Source organism: Paenibacillus sp. S-38, assembly GCF_049942825.1.
Classification (GTDB): Bacteria; Bacillota; Bacilli; order Paenibacillales; family NBRC-103111; genus Paenibacillus_G.
Genome location: NZ_CP187970.1, coordinates 2,383,649 through 2,409,436, shown reverse-complemented (window position 1 = coordinate 2,409,436; position 25,788 = coordinate 2,383,649). Strand labels below are relative to the sequence as shown.

The 25,788-nt window shown below is 57.5% G+C and carries 18 protein-coding genes; 1 reads left to right on the top strand and 17 read right to left on the bottom strand.

The window, feature by feature from the left end; genetic code table 11:
- Positions 1-438 precede the first annotated feature (438 nt).
- From ACP26L_RS11215 to ACP26L_RS11185, 7 genes are all read right to left on the bottom strand, one after another.
- The gene (locus tag ACP26L_RS11215; protein ID WP_426452599.1) at positions 439-2,808 is read right to left on the bottom strand and encodes a glycoside hydrolase family 2 TIM barrel-domain containing protein; all 2,370 of its coding nucleotides are present in this window, start codon (positions 2,806-2,808) and stop codon (positions 439-441) included.
- Positions 2,809-2,872: 64 nt separating this feature from the next.
- Complete coding sequence (locus ACP26L_RS11210; protein ID WP_426452598.1) at positions 2,873-3,751, bottom strand: carbohydrate ABC transporter permease; 879 nt, start codon at positions 3,749-3,751, stop codon at positions 2,873-2,875.
- 12 nt (positions 3,752-3,763) lie between these two features.
- On the bottom strand, positions 3,764-4,666 hold the full coding sequence (locus tag ACP26L_RS11205; protein WP_426452597.1) for an ABC transporter permease: 903 nt from the start codon (positions 4,664-4,666) through the stop codon (positions 3,764-3,766).
- A gap of 217 nt (positions 4,667-4,883) precedes the next feature.
- The gene (locus tag ACP26L_RS11200) at positions 4,884-6,482 is read right to left on the bottom strand and encodes an extracellular solute-binding protein (RefSeq protein ID WP_426452596.1); all 1,599 of its coding nucleotides are present in this window, start codon (positions 6,480-6,482) and stop codon (positions 4,884-4,886) included.
- A 196-nt stretch (positions 6,483-6,678) separates the two neighbouring features.
- Positions 6,679-8,931 (bottom strand): AraC family transcriptional regulator, encoded by a 2,253-nt coding sequence (locus ACP26L_RS11195; RefSeq protein WP_426452595.1) that lies wholly within the window; start codon positions 8,929-8,931, stop codon positions 6,679-6,681.
- A 261-nt stretch (positions 8,932-9,192) separates the two neighbouring features.
- The gene (locus ACP26L_RS11190) at positions 9,193-10,170 is read right to left on the bottom strand and encodes a LacI family DNA-binding transcriptional regulator (protein ID WP_426452594.1); all 978 of its coding nucleotides are present in this window, start codon (positions 10,168-10,170) and stop codon (positions 9,193-9,195) included.
- Between the two features lie 78 nt (positions 10,171-10,248).
- Positions 10,249-11,088 carry a helix-turn-helix transcriptional regulator gene (locus ACP26L_RS11185; protein WP_426452593.1) on the bottom strand — a complete coding sequence of 280 codons (840 nt, stop codon included), beginning with the start codon at positions 11,086-11,088 and terminating at the stop codon, positions 10,249-10,251.
- A gap of 133 nt (positions 11,089-11,221) precedes the next feature.
- On the opposite strand from ACP26L_RS11185, the gene ACP26L_RS11180 reads away from it, so the two are divergent.
- Positions 11,222-12,154, top strand: a complete 933-nt coding sequence (locus ACP26L_RS11180) for an alpha/beta hydrolase (protein ID WP_426452592.1) — start codon at positions 11,222-11,224, stop codon at positions 12,152-12,154.
- An 83-nt stretch (positions 12,155-12,237) separates the two neighbouring features.
- Here the strand turns inward: ACP26L_RS11180 and ACP26L_RS11175 are convergent, their stop codons facing one another.
- The 10 genes from ACP26L_RS11175 to ACP26L_RS11130 form a co-directional block, all read right to left on the bottom strand.
- A complete protein-coding gene (locus ACP26L_RS11175) occupies positions 12,238-13,686 on the bottom strand; it encodes a glycoside hydrolase family 1 protein (protein WP_426452591.1) in 1,449 nt (482 codons plus the stop codon).
- Between the two features lie 121 nt (positions 13,687-13,807).
- The gene (locus ACP26L_RS11170; protein WP_426452590.1) at positions 13,808-14,896 is read right to left on the bottom strand and encodes a GerAB/ArcD/ProY family transporter; all 1,089 of its coding nucleotides are present in this window, start codon (positions 14,894-14,896) and stop codon (positions 13,808-13,810) included.
- A 17-nt stretch (positions 14,897-14,913) separates the two neighbouring features.
- On the bottom strand, positions 14,914-16,014 hold the full coding sequence (locus ACP26L_RS11165) for a GerAB/ArcD/ProY family transporter (protein WP_426452589.1): 1,101 nt from the start codon (positions 16,012-16,014) through the stop codon (positions 14,914-14,916).
- A 19-nt stretch (positions 16,015-16,033) separates the two neighbouring features.
- Complete coding sequence (locus tag ACP26L_RS11160; protein WP_426452588.1) at positions 16,034-16,273, bottom strand: hypothetical protein; 240 nt, start codon at positions 16,271-16,273, stop codon at positions 16,034-16,036.
- A gap of 15 nt (positions 16,274-16,288) precedes the next feature.
- A complete protein-coding gene (locus ACP26L_RS11155) occupies positions 16,289-17,488 on the bottom strand; it encodes a Ger(x)C family spore germination protein (protein ID WP_426452587.1) in 1,200 nt (399 codons plus the stop codon).
- A gap of 18 nt (positions 17,489-17,506) precedes the next feature.
- Complete coding sequence (locus ACP26L_RS11150) at positions 17,507-19,087, bottom strand: spore germination protein (RefSeq protein WP_426452586.1); 1,581 nt, start codon at positions 19,085-19,087, stop codon at positions 17,507-17,509.
- 185 nt (positions 19,088-19,272) lie between these two features.
- Positions 19,273-20,238, bottom strand: a complete 966-nt coding sequence (gene pelA / locus ACP26L_RS11145; RefSeq protein WP_426452585.1) for a pectate lyase — start codon at positions 20,236-20,238, stop codon at positions 19,273-19,275.
- Positions 20,239-20,500: 262 nt separating this feature from the next.
- Positions 20,501-23,110 carry a fibronectin type III domain-containing protein gene (locus tag ACP26L_RS11140; RefSeq protein WP_426452584.1) on the bottom strand — a complete coding sequence of 870 codons (2,610 nt, stop codon included), beginning with the start codon at positions 23,108-23,110 and terminating at the stop codon, positions 20,501-20,503.
- 283 nt (positions 23,111-23,393) lie between these two features.
- The gene (locus tag ACP26L_RS11135) at positions 23,394-24,620 is read right to left on the bottom strand and encodes a subtype B tannase (RefSeq protein WP_426452583.1); all 1,227 of its coding nucleotides are present in this window, start codon (positions 24,618-24,620) and stop codon (positions 23,394-23,396) included.
- The gene (locus ACP26L_RS11130) at positions 24,610-25,782 is read right to left on the bottom strand and encodes a glycoside hydrolase family 32 protein (RefSeq protein ID WP_426452582.1); all 1,173 of its coding nucleotides are present in this window, start codon (positions 25,780-25,782) and stop codon (positions 24,610-24,612) included. The genes ACP26L_RS11135 and ACP26L_RS11130 overlap by 11 nt, the downstream gene beginning before the upstream one ends.
- Positions 25,783-25,788: the final 6 nt, after the last annotated feature.

The following is a 25,788-nucleotide window of genomic DNA, read 5'->3' as shown; positions in this document are numbered from 1 at the left end:
ATATTTACAATTACTGGATTCAGTACGATGATATTTAGGCAATATTGGTTAATCCCTATTTAATAGAAAGAAGATCAAAATTAGTAATAGGCCTGCTATCCCAAAAATAGGAATAAAAAAATTGCCGGTTAGACTAACCTCTACAGGGTCCGGATTCCCGTCTACCCTACCAGCCAAATACCCAGCTTTCCATATATGCGAAGATATAGCTGCTGCAGAGCGTTCAATAGTATACATCATACCGCTGGCTGCTAGACTGATAAATCCTAAGATAAGCAACAAGTTTTTTTGAGCCTTCACCGTACCATTCCTTTCCTGTTTCTCTTTCTATGATAGTTATTTTTATATCATCATTATAGTCTATATACAAAGGAAAAGGCTTGGGTGCAATCCCAAGCCTCTTTCAATCCCGTTGGTACCCAGACTCCACCAGTCCTTTTACTCACATACGATGGAGACGCTCGCTTCGTTCAGCCCCTCAGCCGAAGCCGTCAGCCGAATCGTCCCGGCCTGCTTGCCCGCCTGGACCACCACCAGACACCGCCCGTGGTACGCAGATCGGGCATTCGCTTGATACGGCTCGTCGCTGTTCAGATCCCCGTTATCCACACCGAGGATTGCACCTTCCCCTTCCAGCTCGAAGGTTATGGCATGCGCCGCATTCGGAACGGGCACCCCGTGCTCATCCGACACAAGCACTTCCACATGTGAGATGTCGACGCCATCGGCGGCAAGCCGGGTGCGGTCGGCCTGCAGGGTCAGCTGCCGGGCGTCCCCTGCGGTCACGAGCTCGTGGGTGCATACGATTCGGCCCGCTATCCGGCCGATCGCCTTCACCCGGCCCGGCGCATAAGGCAGATGCCAGACCATCAGGCGGTCCGGATAGTCGGCCAGCCGCTTCTCCTCGTAGGACTCGTCGCCTACGACGAGCTCCACGCTCTCGCAATTCGTAAACGTCACGAGCCTGAGCAGCCTGCCTTCATAGTGCGGGAAGGTCCAGTGAGACGCCATCGGCGGCGACATCCAGTGCTTGGTCCACTGCGGAGTATGCCCCTGCTCCAGCGTGTCGTCGAAGACGGCGATCTGCACCATCGGCTCTTCCGACCACAGGCTCATCTGCAGATACGAGACCGGCTTGCGGAAACCGCACGTATCGATCAGACCAGAGGACCAGCCTTTGGAAGGATAGGCGGATTCGCCCAGATAGTCGATGCCGGCCCAGACGAATTGGCCGATGACATAGTCGTGCTTCACGACATCGAACCATGGGTTGACCGGTTCATAGCCCTTGACCCGGCTGCCCTTGCCCCGGTAGAACGGGAACGTCTCCGTCCCGAGGATCAGCGTATCCGGCATCGCTTCGCGGTACTGCCCATACCACTGTTCCTGGTAATTCAGGCCGAGGATGTCCACCCGCTCCGCCAGCTTCCGCGTATGCGCCACCTTCTCCTCCACTGTGCCGCTGCGCAGGCTCTTCGGCCAGTTATGCGGCTCGAGCGCGCAGGTGACCGGACGGGTCGGATCCACGGCATGGCAGCGCTTCACTAGCAGGTCCAGCATCTCGAGCATGGAGTCCTGCCCCTGCTGCTCCACTTCGTTCCCGACGCTCCACAGGAAGATGCTCGGGTGGTTGCGGTCCCTGAGCAGCATCGCCTCGAGGTCGGCCTGCCACCATTCATCGAACAGCTCCGCGTAGTACAGCGATTTCCACTTGTCGAACGCCTCGTCGACCACGAGAAAACCTATCCGGTCGCAGAGATCGAGCAGCTCCGCAGACATCGGATTATGGGCGAAGCGGACCGCATTGCAGCCCATCTCCTTCAGAACGCTCAGCCGGCGCTCCATGGCCCGGTCGTTGTAAGCCGCTCCCAGGCAGCCTAGATCGTGATGGATGCAGACGCCCTTCAGCTTCGTGTTCACTCCGTTCAGGAAAAAGCCTTCCCGGCTGTCGAAGCGGATTTCCCGGATCCCAATAGGAGTGACGTAGTCGTCAACCACCCGTCCGTCAACAGCCACCGAGGTATACGCACAGTACAGCTCCGGACTCTCCGGGCTCCACAGCTTTGGCGTCTCCACGCGAATCTCCTGAGCGTACTCCGCTGTCTCCCCGCCCGGAACGACAGCCTTCGATTCCGCTCGGCCGACGACGGCACCATCCGCATCCACGATCTCCGTGGTGACCGTGCAGGCCCTGCCCTCAGCGTATCCATTGCGGATAGTTGTACGAATATCTACCTTCGCCGATGCCGCCGACACTTCCGGGGTGGTGATGTATGTGCCCCACTGGTCCACCTGCACAGGGTCCGAGGAGATCAGCCTCACGTTCCGGTAGATGCCCGATCCGGAATACCAGCGGTCCGGAGGCATGACCGTATTGTCGACCTTCACCGACAGCACGTTCTCCGCATCCCATTGCAGATACGGGGTGAGATCATACTGGAATGGAACGTAGCCGTAAGGCCTTTTTCCGAGATCGTGTCCATTGATCCATACTTCACTGTTGTTATGGACCCCGTCGAATTCGATGACGATCCTCCGCGCTTGGTCCTCCGCATCCACCGTGAATTTCTTCCGGTACCAGCCTACCGTCCACCGGGGCAGGTAAGCGTGGCTGCCGCCGTGCACCATGTCCGGATCGAACGGTTCTTCGATGCTCCAGTCGTGGGGCACATCGAGCCTCCGCCACTGGCTGTCATCGAAGCCGGGATGTTTCGCCCCCGCATAATTTCCTTTCGTGAACAGCCAGTCCGTGTTGAAGGGAATGACTCTTCGATGCTGCAGGCTTACTTTCGAAGCAACAACCGTCATGGGTACACCTCTTCTTGGGTATTTATTGGCATGCCTTTCAGTCCCCTTGAGCCTCTTCCGCCGGTCAGCTCTTCAACGCCCCGACCATAACCCCTTTGACGAAATACTTCTGCAGGAAGGGATATAGGAGCAGGATCGGCCCCGTCGTTACCATGATCGCCGCATACTTCAGCGTCTCGGCCACGCTCTGGCTCTGCGCCAGCGTCGTCGTCCCGATCATATTCGCATTGTCATTCTCCAGAATAATATTGCGGACCACCAGTTGAACAGGGAACAAAGTCTGATCCCGCAGGAAAATCATCGCAGAGAACCAGCTGTTCCAGTGCCCTACGCCGTAGTACAGGATCATCACGGCCACCACCGGCATCGAGAGCGGAATGAAGATGCGGAAGAGGATCGTGAAGTGCCCGGCGCCGTCCAGGAAGGCCGATTCCTCGAGCTCCTTCGGCAGCGACTGGAAGTACGTCCGCATGATGATCAGGTTGAAGGTGCTGACGGCCGACGGGAGAATCAGCGACCACAGCGTGTTGGTCAGCCCATAAGCCTTCACGATGAGATAGAAGGGAATCAGTCCCCCCTGGAAAAACATCGTGAACACGACAAACATCATGATCGGCTTGCTCAGCTTGACATCATCCCGCGAGAGAAAATAAGCGCCGAGCGACGTCATGGTCAAGTTGATGGCGAGTCCGGCAATCAGCACGAAGAGCGTATTCTTGAAGCCCTGCATCAGGGCCGCGTTGCTGAAGACGGCCTTGTAGCCGTCCAGGGAGAAGCCCTGGGGCCAGAGCAGGATCCCGTCGAAGGAGATCAGCCGGTTGCCGTCGCTCAGCGACGAGAACAAGATATAGAGCAGGGGGTACAGCGTCGCGATAATCAATACAATCATGATCAAATAGTTGACGATGTCAAATATCCGTTCGCCCAGTGTCGGTTTGATCAAGTCGGTCCCTCCTTACCACAAGCTGTTCTGGCTGACCTTCCTGCTTAGGTAGTTGGCTGCCAGAAGTATGCCGAAATTGATCAGGGAATTGAACAGCCCTACGGCGGTGCTGTATCCATAGTTGAACTCCAGAATCCCCTTGCGGTACACATAAGTCGAGATGACATCCGCCGTCTCGTAGATGCTTGCGCTGTACAGCAGAATAATCTTCTCGAAGCCGACATTCATCAGGTTGCCCAGTGCAAGGATCAGCATGATCATGACCGTAGGCAGGATGCCCGGCAGGGTGATATGCCAGATTTGGCCGTGCTTAGTGGCCCCGTCGATCTTGGCTGCCTCATACTGCTGCTGGTCGATGCCGGCGATCGCCGCAAGATAGATGATCGTGCCCCAGCCGACCTGCTGCCAGATCTCGCTGATGACATAGATCGGCCGGAAGGACTCCGGCTGCTGCAGGAACGCTGCCCGCTCCCCTCCGAAGAAGGCGATCACGTCGTTAATCAGCCCGTCGGACAGGGTAAAGTAGCGGATAATGCCTGCCACGACAACCAAGGTAATAAAATGCGGCATGTAGGTGATCGTCTGGGTAATGCGCCGGAAGAGGCTGCTTTTCAGCTCGTTCAGCAGCAGAGCGAGGATGATCGGGGCAGGGAAGCCGAAGAACAGGTTCGTCAGACTGAGCAGCACCGTATTCTTGATCACCCGGAAAAAGTAGATGCTCGAGAAGAAGCTCTCGAAGTGCTTGAACCCGACCCACTCGCTCCCCCAAATGCCTTTGGCGGGTACAAACTGCTTGAAGGCGATAACCGCGCCGTACATGGGCGCATAGTGAAATGCAATGTAGTATGCCAGCACAGGGAGCATCATGAGATACAGCCACTTGTTGCGGGTGAGGTCTTTCCTTAAGCTGATCATCACACCACCGTCCCTTATTCAGCTCATGATGGACAGGACCGGGGATGCCTGCCTGAGGCTCGTCCCCAGCCAGGCCACTGCCACCGGTCTCCGCCTGAATTCACGGTTTCAGATCGGCACTTTGGATTCGCGCCTCCGTCTGCCGCTTCGATTTTACCGCTTCATTTTTCCCTTCGAACTTCCGTTTCGATTTTCTGCTTCGATTTACCGCTTCGCTTTACCGCTTCAGGTACCGCTCGTACGCCGCCTGCTGAATCTCCAACGCCCGCTCAATGCCGAGGCCTTTCATCTGCTCCACATATTTGTCATAGGCTTCCACCGGCTCGGCGCCCAGGATGATCTTCAGCTCCGCCTCCTTGACCAGGGCGTTGATGTCGTTCATGATACTCGCCATCTCATCAGCCTCCTCGGCGGTCGGCGTCACCGGCGGCAGCAGATGCTGGGCATGGTTCGTGTTTCTCCAGACATCCAAGGCGGCTTGGGTCTGCGGATACTTGGCCGGCAGGTTGTTGTCCCGCTGGATCATCGGGAAGTTCGTCCCGTGGGCATACTGCATCATGACCTGGTCGCTGCCGAGCCCCTCCGGATTCTTCACGACGAGATCCTTGTATACGGGCTTGCCGTCCTTCAGCTCATACGTCACGCCCTCGATCCCGAACGTATTGAGCATGCTGCCTTCCTCGGAATAAGCGTAATCCAGCCACCGCATCGCGGCTTCCACGTTCTTCGTCTTCGCCGAGATGACCGCGGAGCTCGTGCCCGCATACGCATTGTCGAGCTGGCCGAACTCCGGCTTCGTGCCCTTCTTCAGCACCGGATACGGCGCAGCGACATAATTGGCCTTCGGATCCGCAGCCTGGGCGGCGGAGTTGTACTTCTCGATGTAGAACTGCCAGCCGAAGGTTGCTCCGCTGACATTGGACGTCATTTTCTTATCCACCGTCGCCGCGTCAATCGAAGCGAAGTCCTTGTCGATCAGCCCTTCCTTGTACCACTGGTTCATCGTCTTGAGGTACTCCTTGTACTGGGGCTCGAGGTAGCCGTAGACGACCTTACCGTCCTTGACATAGTAGCTGCCCATGACCCCGTAAGCGCCTGCGAAGCCGGCTGTGCGCTCCCCTAAGAACATCGTGCGGAAGGTGACGGGGGCCGCGGCGTTCTTCTTCTCCTTGAAGGCCTTGAGCACGGTATACCATTCGTCGATGGTCTCCGGCACGGAAAGTCCGAGCTCGTCCAGCCAGTCCTTGCGGATGATCGGACCGCCGTACACCCGGCCCGCCTCCGAGCGGATGAACGGGAACGCGTAGTAGGTGCCGTTATCGGTCTTGATCATCTTGTCGATCTCCGGATGCTCCTGAAGCGCTTTCTTCAGGTTCGGCGCATGCTGGTCGATGAGGTCGTTCAGCTTCAGGATATACCCCTGCTCCACCGCTTTGTCCGGACCGCCCGGATACTGCAGCCACGTATTGAGGAAGATATCCGGCAGCTCTCCGGAGGCCAGCAGCAGACTGAACTTCTGGTCCGACATTGGCGTGCCGCCGAGATGCTTGATCGCGATGCCGGTCCGCTTCTGGTATTCGTCGTCGATCGGCGCTCTCGCAGGGATGCCGCCCAGGGATTCCGTCATATAAGTCAGTTCCACATTGCCCGGCATCGGATAAGAGAAATTCGCGTTCGCGCTTTGGCCGCTTTCCGCCGTGTTCGGCTTCGCTGACTCTTCGCCGCCCTGCCCGCCTGTACATCCGGCGGCCAGCAGAGCCGACCCGAGAATCATCGTGCATGAAGTGTACAGCTTTCGTTTCGTGAGTGTCTTCATCAAGCATCCATCCCCCACCATGGTATGATTGGCCTTCGTGTTTCCGCTCCCCCACTGTAAGGCACGGGGCTTGCCGCAGACAATGTTCAATTTCGCAACTGCGTTGACCATACGAAAAAAAGACGATCGTTCGTTTGAAACCGGTCGTCTTTTTCCACTAATCCCTCTTGAATCCCTATTGAATGCTCTTGGATCCCTATTGGATGCTCTTGTACTTGCCGGGCGTGATGCCCTCATATTTCTTGAACACCCGGATGAAGGCGCTGCTGCTCGAGAAGCCGGCCTTCACCGCCGTCTCGTCAATCGAGGTTCCCTGGTCGAGATGAGCCTTCGCCCGGCCGATCCGGTACTGGGAGATGAAGTCATGCAGCCCCTGGCCGGCATGCTCCTTGAACAGCTTCGATACATACTGGGGGGTAATGCCGAAGTGGGCTCCGATCTGGGACACACTGAGATTATCGTCCGCATAATGGGCCTTCACGTACTCCTCCACCTGGCTGCCGATGCCCTGGTTCGAGGCAAGAGAGAGCCTTTCGTTCACGCTGCCGCACACCAGCGTCACAATCTCCATGAGCTCCTGCCGGAAATCGGCGCGTGTGGAGCAGGCAAGCAGCCGCTTCACCGGACGCCGCTCCTCCCACACCGGAGACCGTCGAACTTCCGGCGGAATACTCTTCATCATCGTACTGGCGAGATCGATCATCGCGCAGCGGATCATATCGATGGACGCGTGCTGCCCGAAGATGTGGGCCATCAGCCCGTCGATCATCCCGGTCGCCTTGTCCAGCTCGCCGCTTTTGATGAGGTTGATCAGGATCATCTCGTCATTCATCGACACGTAGTAGTCCGTTTCCTCCGGCTTGATCTCCTCGTACCAGATGAATCCGCTCTCCTCTAGCAGCAGGCTGAACTCCTGGGCTTCGAGCGCCTGCAGGAACCCCTGGTGAATGCCCTTCAGCCCGGCCTGCAGTCCGCTCCCCGCCGCGGCGAAGGCCAGACGGTACCTCCGGCCGATGAATTCGAGCGCTTCGGACAGCGCTTCCTCCACATCGTCCTTCCAGGAGAAGGCATGCTCCGGATGAATGTTAATCAGGGCTCCGAGCATCCCGTCAAGGTCCGTGAAGTGAATGCCGTGCCGCTGCCCGATCAGATCCGTCACGATATTCGAGACGATGAACTGGACCAGATCAAGGGCGATACCGCTGTCCTGCCCCGGCTCCATATGAAACAGCAGCACGGCATACTGGTCCGACTTCCAGTTCATGCGGTAGATCCGCGCCGCCTCATCCATGGACATGGACTCCTCCGCTTGTCCTTTGAGCAGGCGCGACAAATAATAGCCCTGCAGCACGCGCAGCTGCTGGTCCTGCCGGATGTTCATCTCTTCGCGCTCCTGCAGGGCCGCGAGCACGTTCTCCCGGATGAAGGTGTATTCATCCGTCGGGCTCCCCTCCCGGTCCTTCTTGAACCGGGAGAAAACATGGACGAGCTCCCGGACCGGACCATAGTTCTTGCGGGCGAAGTAGGAGATGCCCCCCGCCCCGATCAGGCAGCACAGCAGCAGACCAAGCAGGTTCAGATTGCGGATCTGCCGGGCCTTCTCCCAGAAGATATCCGCTGGGAAGACGGAGACGTACCGCCACCTCGCCGTATCCGAATCCAGGGAGGAGATGATGCTCTCGGGCGCTTCGTTTGACGCTGCCAGGTAGGCAGCCGGGACCGTCTCCTCCTGCCGGTTCTGGAACAGCACTTGGTCATGCTCGTCCATAATTACAATGCGGCCCTGGTTCACCCAGTCCACGTTCTCCAGCATGTGCTGTATTTTGTTGCGGTTGATCGGCATCATGAGCGTACCGGCCGGCCGGCCCACTCCCTTGTTCGTTAAGGATTGCTGAAAGACGACCGTCTCGCCCATCCGGCCGGCATCCATGACGGGCATCTGCCGGTACAGCTTGCGGCCCGGATCCCGCACGGCGTTCAGCCACATTTCATAAGTGAACGGGGGCGTCCGGTGCGTCACTTCGTAGAACATCGCGGCATCCGCATAGGTTTCGCTGGAGAGGACCTTGTTCAGCGGATTCGAGTAAATATAGATGCCTTGGATGAAATCATTCAACGCCTTGTACTTGCTGAGCTCCTGCCCGGTCTGGTACACCTGGAACGAATGAGCCGATTCCGTATCGCTCCCAAGCTCCAGGAACCGCTTGATCTCCGGATCGATCGACAGCTGGGCGGCCAGCTTCTCGGTCTGCTTCAGCTCATTGTCGATCACGTATTTGACCTGATTCAGCATGGCATTGCTCGCCCGCCGAATCTCATATTCCACGATCTCCCGGGTCTGCATGTAGACGACCGCACTGATGAGAACGGGTATGATCATGATCACCGCGTAGGATACAATCCACTTAAACGCCACGCTTCGGCTCCACTGCTTCCAGTTTCGTACCATATCCTGCGCTCCCCGAATGCCCATTTTTTCTACATTATATCCGACCCCCCGAAGAATTCAAGGAAACGGTTTCAGAACACGGTCCCCATTTTCGCAACAAAACCGATCTACAATAAGAAAATGATCGACAATTCGTAAACTCGGCCGGGACTGCCGGCGCTCCCGCACGATTCAAAAAGCAAACGCACCCCTGCAGGAGGAGTGCGCCGTGACGCCCGGGATGGTTGTCCATTCTGATCAATTGCCGAGCGGTTTGCGATTCTATACGCTCGATCTTTCGACGAGTTCAAAAGGAATTTCGATCCGGGACGGAGGGGCTGCAGGCTGCACCAATCTTTGGTAAAAGGCCAAAAAAGCCTGCCGGCCGATCTCCTGCAGCTGCTGGTCGATCGTCGTCAGCTGCAGCGCCTCGGAGATCGGCTGGTTATCGAAGCCCACGACAGCCAGCTGACCGGGGATCGGTATGTCCAGCTGCCGGGCGCGGGCCAGGACACCCGCGGCGGCTTCATCGCCGGTGACGAGCAGAGCCGAAGGCCGCTGTGCCATTCCGGCTATGGTATCCATCACCCGCATGCCGTCCCCCAGCATCGTGCAGCCTTCGAAGATCCACTCCGGGTGCAGCGGCTCGCCCATCCCGCACAGCGCGTCCGCATAAGCCGCGTACCTCTGGCGGCTGCTCTCGCTGTCCCGCCTGCCGATGCAGAATCCGATGCTCCGGTGCCCGCGGCGGTTCAGGCAGCGCATTCCCGTAAGGAATGCCTCGTAATGGTTCGTATACACGGATGAGATCCCCTCCAGCCGCACCGACTCACAGGCCGCGATCGGCCCGTCCCCTGCGTAAGGAGAGATCTCGGACCAGGGCAGCTCGTGGGAGCACAGAATCAGGCCGTCCACATGCCTCGTCCGTAGCATATGGAGGTAACGCCGCTCTTCATCCGGGTCATAGTTCGTCTGGCAGAGCAGCGCCGTATACCGGTGCTTCAGCGCCTCCTCCGTCAGACCGCCCAGCAGCGCATGGAAGTACGGATGATGGCTGAACGGAAGCACGACCCCCACCATCCCCGTCCGCCCTGTCGCCAGGTGGACGGCATTGGAGTTGGGGCTGTATCCCGCCCGCCGCATCGCTTCTTCCACCCGTCTGCGCTTCTCTTCGCTGACGTAAGGATGGCCGTTCAATACCCGGGATACCGTCGCAACGGAAACCTGGGCGGCCTTGGCAATCTCCCGGATATTCGCCATGGGTTCTCCTCCTTTTCTTTGCAGACTGTCCGCAGGATGGGAACGTTCATTCTCGCGCGGAGCCTTCCTGCGGCCTGTTTAAGAATGCTTCTGCCGCCATGTTGCCAGCCGCTCCTCCGTCAGCGTGCCCGGCACGGGCATATAAATGCAGCACATCAGGTTCTCGAGGTCATTGATCTGGTTGAAGGTTATAATCTCAAAATGCAGCCGCCCCATGACTTCGTGCTCGATCTCCACCTGCATCCCGTTCTTGTCGGCCACCTCGTGCAGCGGCCACCACGCCGCGAACTCCGCGCTTCGCTCCATCAGCGATTCCGTCAGCTCCGTGTACCAAGGCTGGTCAGCGGCTGGATCGTACACCTTCCGGTAGAACGAGAGCGCCACCTTGGTCGATGACTCCCAGTTGACGATCTTCGTCCGGAAGGCCGGATGCAGGAAGACGAGGCTCAGCATCTGCCGGTCCTCTGGCGGGATCAGGGAAAAATCCGCAAAGATCCCGCAGGCTTCGGCATTCCAGGCGATGAGGCGGTTTTGGGGGCCGATCACGAAGAACGGATAAGGTGTACACCGGACCAGATTCATGAAAGCGGGCGACAGCCGGTATTCGGACAAGTCCCTTGCCGGAGGAGTATAACGCCCGGCTAGCAGGTAGATGTATTGGCGTTCCGTCGCGGTTAACTTCAGCGCAGCCGAGAGGCGGTCGAGCACCTCCGCTGACGCGGAGACCTCGCGCCCCTGCTCAAGCCATGTGTACCATGTCATGCTCACGTCGGCGAGCTGGGCGACCTCCTCGCGGCGCAGTCCCGGCGTCCGCCGGCGCGTATGGCCCGCCGGCAGACCCGCTTGCTGGGGAGACAAGCTGCTTCTCCGTCTTTTCAGAAATTCACCTATTGCTTTTCGGTTACGGCTGGCTTCCATCGAGCGAGACCCCCATCCGGGTATTTTTTATACTAGTTACGTCTCCTACTGTCTCAAGTATAGAAGGCATGCTACCCTCGATTCAAGCGTCGTTACTCACGCGCCAATCTACTGCTGAAAGAAGGAATGCCTTATGCCGCTCCATCCCCAAGCCGAACAGTTTCTGAAAGACACCGCCTCGCTCCCCTTATCCCACGAACTCGAGCCGGAAGCCCTGCGCGCTCTGGTCGCCGGAACGGCCATGTCCGGGACGCCCCCGCTTGCCTCGGTGACGGATACCCATGCCCCCGGCCCTTATGGCGACCTCCCCCTGCGGATCTACCGGCCGGTGAAGGAAGGCCTGCTGCCGGTGATCGTATTCTTCCATGGAGGCGGCTTCGTCCTCTGCAGCGTCGACAAGTACGATCCGCTCTGCCGTAAGCTGGCCGCCGAAACGGGATGCGCCGTCGTCTCAGCCGATTACCGGCTGGCGCCGGAGCATAAATTCCCCACCGCCGCCCATGAAGCCGTATTCACGGTCAAGTGGGCCGCCGAGCAAGGAGCTGCGCTTGGCTTCGATGTGTCCCAAATCATCGTGGCGGGGGACAGCGCCGGCGGCAATCTGGCTGCCGTGGCGGTACAGCAAGCCTGCAGCGATGACTTGCCAGGAACCATCATCGGCCAAATCCTCATTTGTCCGATGACCGATTTCTCCCATGAATACGAATCCGAAAGACAGTATGCATCGGGCTATTTTCTGAACCGGGACATGCTGGATTACTTCACACGCCACTACCTGCGCGGCGATGCGGACCGTCTCGACCCGCTCGCTTCCCCCATGCTGGGACGGCTCTCCGGCCTGCCGCCGGCACTCCTCATCACAGCCGAATATGATCCTCTCCGTGACGAAGGCGAGGCCTACGGCCGCCTGCTGATGGAATCCGGCGTGGGAGTCGTGGGAAGGCGCTACCCCGGCATGATTCACGGCTTCTATGCCATGACCGACTTATTCGATGACGGCCATACGGTATACGAAGACATCCGGCGCATGCTCCACGGCCTCCTGCCTGCTCCCCTGCAAGGATAAGCGGCATCGCCGTCACAGCATAAACAGCCCACCTGTCACAGGTGGGCCGCAGCGCCATATACGCAAGGTTAAGCTTGTGGAGATCAAGAGGTAGTCGACAAGCTCCTGCCTCCCGTCCGGATGACTTCCCGGTACCAGTGGAAGCTGTCCTTCGGGATCCGGCGCAGCGACTTCGCATCGGTCTCGTCCCTGTCGATATAGACAAACCCATAGCGCTTCTGATACCCGTTCAGCCAGCTGAGCACATCGGTGAACGACCAGCTGCAGTAGCCGATCAAGTCCACGCCGTCATGGATCACCTGCTGGCATTGAAGCAGATGGGACTTCATGTAGGCAATCCGGTAGTCGTCATGGATGGTATCGTCCGCCTCCAGCTTGTCGAACTCTCCCAGTCCGTTCTCCGTGATGAACACCGGCAGGCCGTAGCGGCTCGTAATCCGGCGAAGGCCGATCCGCAGACCGATCGGGTCGATTGCCCAGTCCCAGTTCGATGTCTCGAGGTTCGGATTCGGCGCGGTCTTGTACAGGCCCGGCATCCCGGTCGATTGATTGCTGCCCTTCTGTCCTGTCGTATTCATTCGGCCTTCGGCGACGCCATCCAACGGATTGTGTTCGTAGGTGATCGTCTGATAATAATTGACGCCGACGAAGTCCGGCCTGCCCCGGCGCAGCAGCTCCAGGTCCCCCTCTTCGAAGACAGGGGCCAGTCCCTGCTCTTCCAGATACCGCAGGGGGAGCTGCGGATACTGTCCAAGGCAGTACACATCGAGCCACCAATAATTGGTGAACTCCTCCGCATTCTCGAACGCCAGCATATCCTCGGGCTTGCTGGAAGCCGGATAGGCAGGGGAGTAAGCAAAGCTCGGTCCGATCTTGCCGTGCGGCACAAGCCTGCGGAAAGAATCAATCACTCTGGCGTTGGCCAGGAAGGCGTGGTGGTTCGCCTGGTAGAACCGTTTGCGGTTCTTGACGCCCGGCGGATGCATGGCGGTAATGAAGCCGTGGTTCGTATTATAATTTTGCTCGTTAAGCGATACCCAGTATTTGACCCGGTCGGCGTAGCGCTCGAACAAGGTGATGCAGTACCGGTCAAAATCCTCGATAATGCGCCGGGATTCCCAGGCTCCGTATTCATCCATGAGAGCCTGGGGGACATCCCAGTGGTACAGCGTCAGCACCGGCTCAATGCCGTGGGCGAGCAGCTCGTTGATCAGGTTGTCATAGAACTGCAGGCCCGCTTCATTCACTTCACCATGGCCGGAGGGATAGATCCGCGGCCAGCTGATCGAGAAGCGGTACGCCTTCAGGCCCATCTCCGCCATCAGCGCGATATCCTCCCGGTACCGGTGGTAATGGTCCATGGCCATGTCTCCGTTGCTGCCCTTATAGGTTTTGCCTTCGATCTTAGTGAATAGATCCCACACCGACGGCCCCTTCCCGTCTTCGTTCCAAGCGCCTTCAATCTGGTAAGCGGCCGATGCCGAGCCCCAGAGAAACTCCGGCCCGAAGGGGCGCAATTCGCGATGAATCAACTATCGTTCACTCCTCGGTTGAATAAGTATATTCCTTCTGTGCACCCCATCAGTATAAAATATGAAACGCGTTACAGAGCAAGAGCTTCATTTGCACGCTTCATTTGCCCGCATCCTTTGCTCACCTTGGGTACCCTCTAGTCTTCTTCTTGAAGAGCCTGAAGCCATACAGCACGAAGACCGCAAGACATACGGTAAAATCCAAAAACGGCCAGTAGCTGCTTGCCAGATCGTTAAAATACGCGATGTCCGGAAAGGCGACGATGGAAGATACGAGCAGGATCATGCCAAGCGGCAGCGTCATCAGCTTGGGCTCCTTGAACCCGGCAAGCTGGGAGACCCCCAGATTCAGCGCATAGAAGTTCAACACCGTCTTGAAAAAGGTGGTAATGATCCACATAATCCCCAGAATCACTTCAATGCGCTCAAGGAAATTGCCGATCCCGATCTTCTTCGCCAGCGAATAAGCGGGATAAATCTGATTGGCCGCGACTGGAGCTCCGATGACCACAATGGTAAGTACAATGACGATCTCCAGGACGATGCCGCCGATCAGAGCGCCGATAAGCATGCTCCGCGGCATCTTCTCCTTGTTGTTCGTGGAAGACAGAATCGTGAGCATACAAACGGCTTCCGCGAACGGAAAGGTAATGGCCGTCAGCGATCCGTAGAGTACCGGCTTGACGCCGCTGCCCAGAGGGATCATTACATTCTGAAGGTCGATCTCCGGCAGGAGGCAGACCGCCAGCAGGCAGAACAGCAGGAAAAAGTGGGGGAACAGGATCTCTCCCGTACGTGCGATCGTCTCGATCCCGAGCCGTGCTCCAAGCACGACAATGAACAGGAATAACAGCTGGATCGATTGAATGGGGGTCAGCGGCATGATCTGCGTCGTCATGAAATCCCCCATCTCCCGGACCTGTGCCGATACCATGAGCAGAAAATAAAAACAGAGCACGAAGGCAGCCGCCCGCCCCCCCCACTTCCCCAGCTTACGGCTGCTGTACTCATACAGATTCATCTCCGGATGAAGCTTCCCGAGCCTAGCGAACAGATAGATAAAGATCAGGCCGATGATCATCCCGATCAGTCCCGAAATCCACGCATCCTCCTTGGCATACATGGCGGGGAAGGAGGGCAGCACCAGGATGGAGTCTCCGATGACGTACAGCGTCACCAAGACGGTTAGCTGCCGGTTGCTTATTTTCACCTGGCTCTGCATGACACTCACCTGCCTTGGGCTTGAACTCTGCCGCGCACCCAGGTGAGGGCAAGCAGCAGGAGGGGAAGGCCGACCTGAAACGGGAGATGAAGGTACAGCGGGACGATCTTCAGTCCGACTTCGATATGCTTCATAAAGCTGTCCGTCATGACCAGCGAATATAGAAACAGGAGGAGGCCCAGACACAGGGTGAGCTCTCTGCGCCGTTTCCGGATGTGAAACAGTTCCGCGAACCCCAGCATCGAGGCATACAGGAAGACCGTGATCTTGAAAAAGTCTCCGATAATTAATGTAACAATGGCGATCACTTCCATCCTCTCGATAAATTCGCCCAGCCGGATTTTCCCCAGCGTCCGGAGGAGCGGGAAGGTCGCATTCTCGGCCCCGTAGGGGGAGAGTACGCTGATGTTGAGCGTAATGATTATGCTTAGGGCGAAGCCGCTGATGAGAATGACGGTCAGTCCGGTCTTTCTGGCGAGCCGCGGATGTTTCAGGGAAGGCAGCAGCATCGTAAACACAACCAGCTCCCCGAACGGAAACGTGGTGGTCAGCGGGAACGCCGTCTGGAGTACTGGCTTCCAGCCATGCTCCAGAGGGGGAAGCATATTCTCCCACTGGATCGCATTCGAAGCGATAAGGAGGAACAAGGACAGCACCCCCAGAAATGCAATGACGCCCAGAAGAAGCTCGCCCAACCGTCCAATCGTTTCAATGCCGAGCAGACAAGCGTATATCACCGGAAGGACCATCACCAGAAGGACGACAGCCATCGGCGTCAGCGGCAGGATGGAGCTCAGCAGCAAAGCGCCGAAATCCCTCATGTCCCTTGCCGCAATGTAAAAAAAATAAAGCATATACAGCATGGCCGCCAAGCTCCCGAGGGGCCTGCCGAATCCGCTCTTCAGCCAGCCGACCAGAGAATGGTACCCGTGCTTGCGGTACAAGCTGTCATAGATCAGGAATAGGAGCAGACCCGCGGCCATGCCGAACAGAATGGCCAGCGGGGCATCCTGCTTGGCCTGCATACCGAGGCCGACCACCACGGAGGTGCCCATTTCGAATATCAGCATGACCGCGGCAAGTTCACCTGCATTGATTTTCTGCATCACGGTCCCCTTTCCGTTCTTACACCTGGAGCAGCTGCTTCAGCAGATCCGATACCGGCTTGTACACCACGATCATGATTCTCGAAGGGTTCGGCAGCTCCAAATTGGTGGCGAACTCGAGAATGTTGAGGCCCGTTCCGGCCAGCAGCATCCCGAAGAAGACGATCCGTTCCCTTCTCCGCTGCTTCCGCCAGATCGGGGAATCGATCCATAGGAAGAAGAGTGCAGCGGCAACGATAGACAGAACAATGAACGGCATCCCACGTTCTCTCCTTCATCTTTTAAGCTGGAAGATCGGGTTGGCGACGGTACCCAAGCGGCGGATTTGGAAATCGGCTTTGACGTACACCTGCATCTGAGGGAACAGCTTGTCCCATTCGTCTTTGATTTGATCCCAGCCCTTGGGGTCCGATCGTCTGATCTTGTCCCCGAACCCGAAGATATCCGACTTATACTTCTTTTGGGCTGCCGCCAGGGCGGCCTTCACAATCTCCTGCAGCCGCGCACTTGCGACCCGCTCCAGCTCGTCGATCGTTTCGGGCTTGGTCAGATCCACCTCGCACTGGACCTCCCCGATATTGCCCTCATTGCGGACCTCGATGGTGATCTCCGGTTTTCCGCCCACCACCCTCCCCGTCATCACGGTTTTGGAGCGGACGATCTCGAGATTCATCTGCCCCCCTTTGGGACAGCGCATCGATCCCACGGTCCGGTACACCTTATTGGTGATGTAGACATAGCCCTTGCTCTCCTTCTCATCCAGCCATCCGATCAGCTTATCCTTTCGGAATACCGCCAGACTCGAGATCTTGATTTTGGTTTCCGGGTCCGGCATGCTGAGCTCTTTCTTGCTTGAAGCCTTCTTTTTCCCTATAATCTTGACCCCGGTAAGCACTGGATTCCTGCCCTCCTTGACCAGATCGTTAATGAACCGGTCCAGCGTAATGGTCAGTGCCGGGGCCCATGATTTCTCCGATTCATACAGCGAGGTGAACAGTTTGTTCGCCGGCACCTCTTCGATCGCGGTAAGCACCTTCAGGATTTCTTCGGCCCGGGACTCTTTGGCGACCACGATATAGAAATCCGTACGCATCTCATGATTCCTCGACAAAAAATCCAGGATGGGGGCAACACCCTCTTTGGCCAGGCTCTCCCCCAGCACGAGAATGCGCAGATGGGACAAGTAGAGTCTGCGGGGACTTTCCTCGGTGATCCGCCCAATGGCTTCGTAGATCGTTTTGGCAGTGGTCTGGTACACGGTAACCGGTGAGTTGCCGCCTCCGCCCTGCCTCGAGGCTACCTCCCTCGGCTCAACCACCTGTGCGGTGATCCGGTAGCCGCCCTTATCATCCTTATCGATGCCAAGCCCCATATTGATGGCCAACTGGTTCATCTCCCTGCGGTTCCAGCAGCCGGTGAGCAGAAGCGTACAGCAGGCGATCAGTATGGGGACAACGAGCATTCTACTGTACATACAAGCTCCTCCTTACGGTCAAGCGGGGCCTCTGGATTTGCGGACGGGGGCGGGCTCGATCCGGGTCGAATCCTGCTGGGAGATCAGCCTCGGCCGATTGCGCTGCATCCAGCGGGGCAGCCGGAAGAGGGCGTCATCCTGATCCCCCGGGATAAAGGGCCCGAACGGACTCATGTAGGGTACGCCGAACGACCTCAGGGAGCACATGTGCAGCAGCAGGGTGATCGTCCCGATGGTCACCCCGTACAGGCCGAACGAGGCGGCGAGACCCATCAGAATAAAGCGCAGCATCCGGATTGTAATCGATAAATTGTAGGCCGGGAGCACAAAGCTGGAGATGGCCGTGATCGCCACCACGATGACCATCGCCGCAGACACAATGCCCGCTTCGACAGCCGCCTGGCCGATGACCAGGGTACCTACGATGGAGATCGCCGACCCGACGGCCTTTGGCATCCGGATGCCGGCTTCCCTCAGGATCTCGAAGGTAATCTCCATGATCAGCGCCTCAATGAAGGCCGGGAAGGGCACTCCCTCCCTCTGCGCCGCCAGGCTCATCAGCAGGCGGGTAGGAAGCATCTCCTGATGGAAGGTGGTGATGGCGATATAGAGCGAAGGCGCGCTGAGCGCGATAAATAATGCGAAAATCCGGATGAACCGGATCAGCGTACTGATATCCGCCCGCTGGTAATGATCCTCCGCCGATTGATAAAACTGCATAAAGAGCGCAGGGACCATAAGCACGAATGGCGTACCGTCGACCAGGATCGCGACGCGCCCTTCCAGCAGCCCTGCAGCGATCACGTCCGGACGTTCCGTGTTGAATACCGTCGGAAACGGGCTCCACTTGTTGTCCTCGATCATCTCCTCGATGTAGCTTCCTTCCAGGATGCTGTCGAGCTTAATCCGGCCCAGGCGCAGGCGGACCTCCTCTACGATCTTCTCATTGGCCAGCCCTTCTATATACATCACGGCAACCGCCGTTTGGGTAAATTCACCCAGCGAGATGCTCTCCAGCCGCAGCTTCGGATCTTTGATCTTCCGGCGGATCAGTGCCGTATTGGTCCGCAAGGTTTCCGTGAAGGCTTCCTTCGGCCCCCTCACGACATTCTGGGCCGTAGACTCGGTGACACTCCGGTCCTCCCAATGTCTCATACCGATCGACAGAGCCTGCGGAATCCCGTCTGCCAGCAGGAGGACCTGTCCCGACAGCAGCGAGCTCATCAGGCCTTGGCGTTCCTTCATCTCCTCGACCGAGCCGGCGGTCAACACAAGCTCCTTCAAGCCCTGCAGCAGGGAGCCTTCCGACCGCTGGAGCAGGTCCATCTCGTGAGAACCGATCCCGTTCATCAGGGGGGTCAGGACAAAGTGCTGCACCGCATTCGTGTCCGTCAGGCCTTCCGTATACAGGATGCAGAAGTTCAGCTGCCCGTCCGGGCCTGCACGGAAGGTTCTAGACACGATATCTTCGCTGTTCCCCACATCGCGGAGAATCCCGGTGACATTCTCCTCCAGGGAGGAGGACAGGGGCCGGGCAGCGTGCGCTGCCTGCTCCCGGCCGCGGCCCGGAGGGCCGCCGGCATTCTTCAACTCATCCATCCGTGGCATCTTCCTCCATTAAGGGACTTGCTCTGGATATCATTTCCCAAAGAGGACAAATTATGTTTCTCCCCCCACTCGAAGGCTCAACTCTTCGAATCCGATTCGCGGCACCCCGGAAGAAAAACAGACTCCCTCGGCCTTTTCGCCAAGGGAGTCTGTTTCTTGTTCGGTGGGTGAACCGATTAATTGACCAGAGAGGAGGGCCAGGCACCATACCAGGAGTACCCGGTTCTCCGTTCCTGCTCAATCTCACTAAGCTTGTACTTGACCACCCCGTCCCGTCCTGCGAAGATGGGCTTATTCGTGCCGATCTCATAGAAGCGGGCCCAGATCGGAGATGCGTTCGGATCGCTCACGACCACAACATCATCGCTGGTCTTCACGACTTTGATTCCTGTAAGCTTCACTGCGCCAAACCACTTCACCGCAGCCTGAATCGAAGTGGCGATCTGCGGGGTTGAAGGGCGGGTCTGCAGGAATTTGACAATGCCCACGCTTTCCTTGGCGCAAAGTGAAGGAACTTCATACGCTCTGGCACCGGCAGGCTTCAGAGTGACGGAATCATGCTGTTGTCCCCAGGCCGTCAGCTGTCCGTTCACCACAAGCTGCGTTTTTAACAGGCATTCCACCCCCTTAGCGACGGCATTCCTGCTTTTATCCGCTAAGGTGCTGTCAATGAAAGAAAAATCTCCTTTTTTATTGGCGACTTCGTCCAAAAGAATCATGACGTTAATCATGGCATCATCATTATAAGTGATATGGTTGTGATACCCGGAGCTTTGATAGATCTGCGGCCATCCGCCGTTAGCATACTGCATCGTCAATAAGAATTGGATCCCTTTAACCGCTGCTGCAGAATATTGGCTGTTTTTTGTCTTTTGATATTCGGCGGCCAATCTTCGAATTTCGGTATAGGTCGCTTTGTTGTCGATCGTTGACTTGGCCCAGTCTCCGCTGGTAACCGAATAGTCTTTTCTCCAGCCCCCGTCGGACTGCTGGTATTTTAAAATATCGGAGATCGAGGCTGTTGCGCCCGAAGCATCGGCAGCGTATACGGTGGACGAAGGCAGCACGGCCAAGCCTGCGGAAGAAAATGCAAAGGTTACAGCCAATACGACGGCGGCATATTGTTTTTTGAATCTGATCATGTTACACACTCTCCTTTATTTGAACTAGAATCATGGATGGAACGGTTGAGACTCCTCCCCCTTTATCCTCACGACATAAAAAAGTAGATTTTAAAATGATTGTAAGCGTTTCCTACATCCCCAGTTTAATTTTACATATTTATCCTTTATTTGTCAAATAACTAAACAAAGTTTGTAAAGAGGCCGGATTGTTCCAGCCCAAACAGCCCGCAGCAGCCTGATCTCTCAGGCCGGCAGGCTGTTTGGGCTGGGGTTGGCCAGGTCAGCCCGCAGCCGCCGCTTTGTCCGCGACATACTGCACGTCCGTCCTGTCGACCACTCCATCACGGTTCAAGTCGTAGCGGGCGTCGAAGCCCGCCTCTCCGCTGCGGAGCCCCTCGTGGCGTGCGATAAGGACCAGATCGCCGAGGCCGATCTTCCCATCGCCGTCATAGTCTGCTCCGCCTGCCGTTACGGTCAGGCGCACCGGGTCGCCCAGCGGGCGGACGGTTCCGCTGCTGTCCGCGAGCTGCGAGGCGCCGCCCTCGAGCACGAACTCCCCGCTGCCGCGCTGCAGCACGGTGAACCGCAGGGTGACGAGACCTACGTCACCGTCGTGACCGGCGCGGCCGCCAAGCAGCGTGCCGGCCAGCGCCGCGGAGCCGTCGGCTGTCTTCTGGCTGAGCAGGGCGTCCTGCTTCTCCGTACCGAAGGAGGAGTCCAGCCATACCTGCGTGAGCTTGAAGCGCGCCCCGTCGTAGTTCAGCTTCAGCAGGAAGGCGTACAGATCCTCCGCATCTTCGGCGCGGATCTTCAGTTCCAGGGAGGAGCCCACATCCAGAAAGCCCGGCTTCGCCGTGAGCGAGAGAGGCGCAGGCACCGGCGCGGGTGTATAAGCCGGCGTTACAGCCGAAGCCTCGATGCCCTGCGCGGTAACGTTCCCCGCAGCATCCTGTGCGGTGACCCGGAACGTGTAGTTCGTTTCCGGCTTCAAGCCGGTAACGGCGTAGGCGTATACTTCACCGCTGACGGTCTGCAGCAGCTCCCCGTTCGCATAGATGCTGTATGAGGCCACCCCGAGGTCGTCAACCGCCGGGGTCCAGGCCAGGCCGGCGCTGCTGTACGTGATGTCCGTTACGCTGAGCGCGGCGTTCGTCGGCCAGACCGGCGCCTTGCCGTCCCCAGCAGGCACATCCAGTGTGACTGCGGTGACCGACGGCCGGACCGGGCTCCGGTTGCCTGCCGCATCCAGCGCTTCGATCCGGAAGGTGTAGGAGGTCGCCGGCGAAAGCCCGGTAACGGCATAGCTGTACGTGCTTCCGGACACGGTGACGAGCTGGGCACCCTCCCGGTAGACCCTGTATTCGGTCACCGCCTGATCGTCCACGGCCGGCTGCCAGCTCAGGTTCAAGCCCTGATAAGTCACGTCCGTGACCGCGAGTGCCTTGCTCGGCTCGGACCAGCGGGGCGGAGTGTAATCCCCCGGAGGGACCATACCGGTATTCAGCCGGAACAGCCCGCCGCTCACGGACTGATACCAGCTGCCGTCCGCATAGTAAAAGGACATATCATAATAGGAATAGGGCGTTATTTTCTTCGGCAGCGTGTCTCCCGGGGCATAGGTATAGAAGTCCTGGTTATAAATGAGCCCCAGCCCGCCGAACGGCGTCAACTCCAAGATACTGGAGTATCCGTTAAAATAGGTCACCTGCGTTACCGTTCCATGAGGCGACTCCAGAAAGATTTGATTGCGTCCGGACGCGGTGGATTGAGTCACGGCCTTCCAGCCGTTATTCTCGTGCAGGCTGCCATGTTCTTTTTTGAGCAGAGGGACAAGCTCCTCGCTGTAGGGCGTCACGGCCCCTGTCTCGGTGTCAATCAGAATATTCCGGGGATGCATATAGGCATACCGCCCATCCTCTTGTACCGTGAGGTAATAGGTCGGGGTTCCGCGGTCCCCGGGTGTGGTTTGGACGCCGGTATCGATCAGCTGTCCGTCATGCCATACATGAATGCTGCCGTAATCTTGCCCGATGGACAGTATGGCTCCCGTGCGGGTCAGATGCATATCCGATACGTAGAAATTTTCCGGATCGGACGCGGTTTTATATACAACGGATTCCGATCCGTCGCGAAGCTGTTTGATCCGCAGACTGCCTTCGGGGCTCACATACAAGACCCGTGAGCCGTCGGCATCCACAATCCGGCCCTTCACGTCGTACACAGGAATCCGGGTGACGGGATCCACATACAGGAGGTAGGTTGATATGAACCGGCGGTAGTGGTTGCCGTCATATACCTCCACTCTGTAAGTCAGAACCTGATTTTTGTAAGCGGACAAGTCCACTTCGCGGCTCAGGGCCCCCGACGCCTTGAACGTTTCAATCGTTTGGCTGCCCAGACTGATTGCTGCGACAATCTTCGGAGTCGACAGCACATCGCTGGTCTGAACCTCGGCTCTGAACTTCCCGTTGTGGACCAGGGTATTCGGCGTAACGCCGCTAACCGTCACTTCGGGCGGCGCGTCGTACAGGAAGGCTTTGGAGACCGATTTGGCGTTTCCGAGATAATCCTGCGCCGTTACCGTTAAGGTCTTGGTCCCCTGCTTCAGACCGGTCAGCGGGAAGTAATTCCCCCAGTAGCAGGCATAGTCATAGTAATCCCTGCATTCCCTGAAGGGCAGCTCGATCTCCTTATCGTCGATCTTGGCGGTTACCTTCTGCAGCTCATATTCGGATTTGATCGTGACGGAGACATAAATCTGCTCATACTGCGGCTCTCCGCGATCAAAGTCGTTGAGCTTTAGAGTCATCTCCCCCGCCCCGTGCGCATACATGGGAACCAGCAGCAGCACCAACAGCCCGATCCACCATCCGAACACAGTCCTTCTCATCGTTTTTTCACCCATCCCCTCATGATACACTTTGTATTGAACAATAGGCGATACATCCATGCTCCCTGTATGCATTCGGCATCCTTCTACAGCATCCTCCATCCTTAACGATTCTTTAGAAAGGATTGAATATTTTACCTAATCGAGGAAAAATACTATCGTTAGATCAAGCTGTCCGGCGAAGCCATGGCCAAGTAAAGGATCCGATTTCGGATGGACGTTATCGCATAAAAAAACAGCCGCCCCTAATCTTACAGGGTATAGCTGTTTCCTCTATACAAAATTACTCCGACTCTTCTTCCTTGTAAGAACTCGATGGATCCACCGCGATCGTGTTTGTATCGCCATTCCATGTCACATTGAAATCGATCACTTTGGCGACATCGCGCAGTTTAAAATAGGTGCTGCCGTCGATCAGATAGGCGGTCATCCGAACCGCTTGGCCGTTCACGTATAACGTCGAATCCGAAGCCGCTGCTTTCATGGGCGCGGACGCTCTGTTACCGGATGCGGAGAGTTCACCGGCGGCTGCCGTGTACGCTTCGTTCGAAGTCAGGCTGATCGCATTTGCAGCGCCGTCCCACGTCACGTTGAACTGCTTATCCGTGCCCGAGAGTACCGCCGCCAGATCCCGCAGCTTGACATAGTTGCTGCCGTCCAGATGGTACGCATCCATTGCGGCCGGTTTCCCATCCACCATCACAGAGGAGGTTGTCGGAGCGGCCGATACGACGGCTTGGGAGGGTGCGGCGCTGATCTCATCCATCCAGGCGAACAGCTCCTCGAGATCGTAATCCCCGCCGTGCCCCTGTCCCCAAGGCAGCGCGAAGTCAACGCTGTAGCCTTTATTCTCCAGCGCTGCGGCTAGAATAGCCGGAACGGCGATGGAGGTATCATTATCCGAGGTGCCTTGGCGAATCCGCCAGTTGGCCGCGGTAGTTGCGCCCTCGGTACCGATATAGTACATCGGGTTCATCATCTTCACGAGCGCAGCGTCAGCGAGGGTGCCTTCCACCGTGCTGTTCTCCAGGCCAAACTGGGTAAAATGCTGGACATTGGCCGCCGCCGTGCCGAACAGCTCGTTCTCGGCATTGCTGAGATCCAGACCGTCGAAGGCGGAAGGGGTTTTCATTCTTCCAACGTAGGCGAGATATTGGTCAAAATCCAGGTCGGTGACCGTTCCGTCCTTCAGGGTAATCCAGGTCAGCGGCGAGAGATCCGTACCGCTGTCCAGCGCTTTTTGCGCCGATGCGATCACATAAGATGTAAGATATTTTTTAAAGGATCCATTCCCCTCGGCATCCAGGGTCAGCAAAGTTCCGTCGGCAGCGGTAATCCCGAGGCTGTTCACATACTCGGGGAACATGGCGCTCAGCTCGTCCGAGATCGCGATCTGATCTTCCGTCAGTGTGCCTTCGACCATCGTCCGTTTGATGTTATAATCCGTATCCTTGGAGATCACCAGCTTCTTATAATCGTTCATTCCGTTGAACAGCCACTCATAAGCCATGTCCGCCCTGCCGAAGCTTCAGACCCAGCTCCGAAGCGCTGCCCAGGTCGAGCTCGCACTCGATCTCATACGTCCCGCCCTTCACGCCCGACAGGACATGGGTACCCGGTGTCAACGTTACGTCCTCCCACTGTTCCTGTTCTCCGCGCAGCTTCTGAAGCTCAGCCACCGGCTCCTGCACCAGCCGGACTCCGACGGGCAAGGTCTTCAGGGACAGCACCCGCGGAAGCGTCATGGCGCTTCTCCAGCTGCCCGTCGGCGTGAGGTTGGCATATTTCCAGTTGCTCATCCACCCGCTGAAGAGCCGGCCCCCATCCGTCCGGTTCGCATCCGACCAGGTCACACCGGCATAATGATCCCTTCCGTGGTCCAGCCACAGCACGGTGTCCGTCGGTGCATCGCTTGTGAACCCCCTGCCGTCAAAGCTCCCGACAAAATACTGGGTCCGCGAGCCTTCCGGGCGATCGGGGTTGTCGCCGATGCTGACAATCAGCACCCACAGGGTCCGGTCCGCCTGTCCGTCTACAGGCAGCTCGATGAGGTCCGGGCATTCCCATACGCCGTCGTGCGAGCCGGCGCCCGCCCCAAACTCGCTTGCATACGCCCATGCCTTCAAGTCGGAAGACGTATAGAACAGAACACGGTCCCCCGCTGCAATCACCATGATCCACGTCCGCTCGGGAGCATACCAGAACACTTTGGGATCCCGGAAATCGGCCAGCTGTTCATGGTCAAGCACCGGATTCCCCTCATAGGTCACCCAGGATCTTCCTTTATCCAGGCTGTAAGCCAAGCTTTGACGCTGTCTCGGACGCCCCGTATCCGGATGCTGGTCCGCATGCGTGAAGACCGCCACCAGACCCGGCCTGCCACCGAAGAAGCCGCTGCTGTCTTCCCAATCCACGACGGCGCATCCCGTGAAGATCTGTCCGTGACGGTCCGGCCTCAAGGCTATCGGCAGATGCTCCCAATGCTTCAAATCCGTACTTACCGCATGCCCCCAGTGCATGGGCCCCCAGGTGGTTCCGCCCGGATGATATTGATAGAACAGATGGTACTCTCCGTCCCAGTAGACCATGCCGTTCGGGTCATTCATCCAATTCGCCGGCGGTGTAAAGTGAAATTGCGAGCGGTATTTTTCTTGGTATGGCGTGGTATTCATGGATCA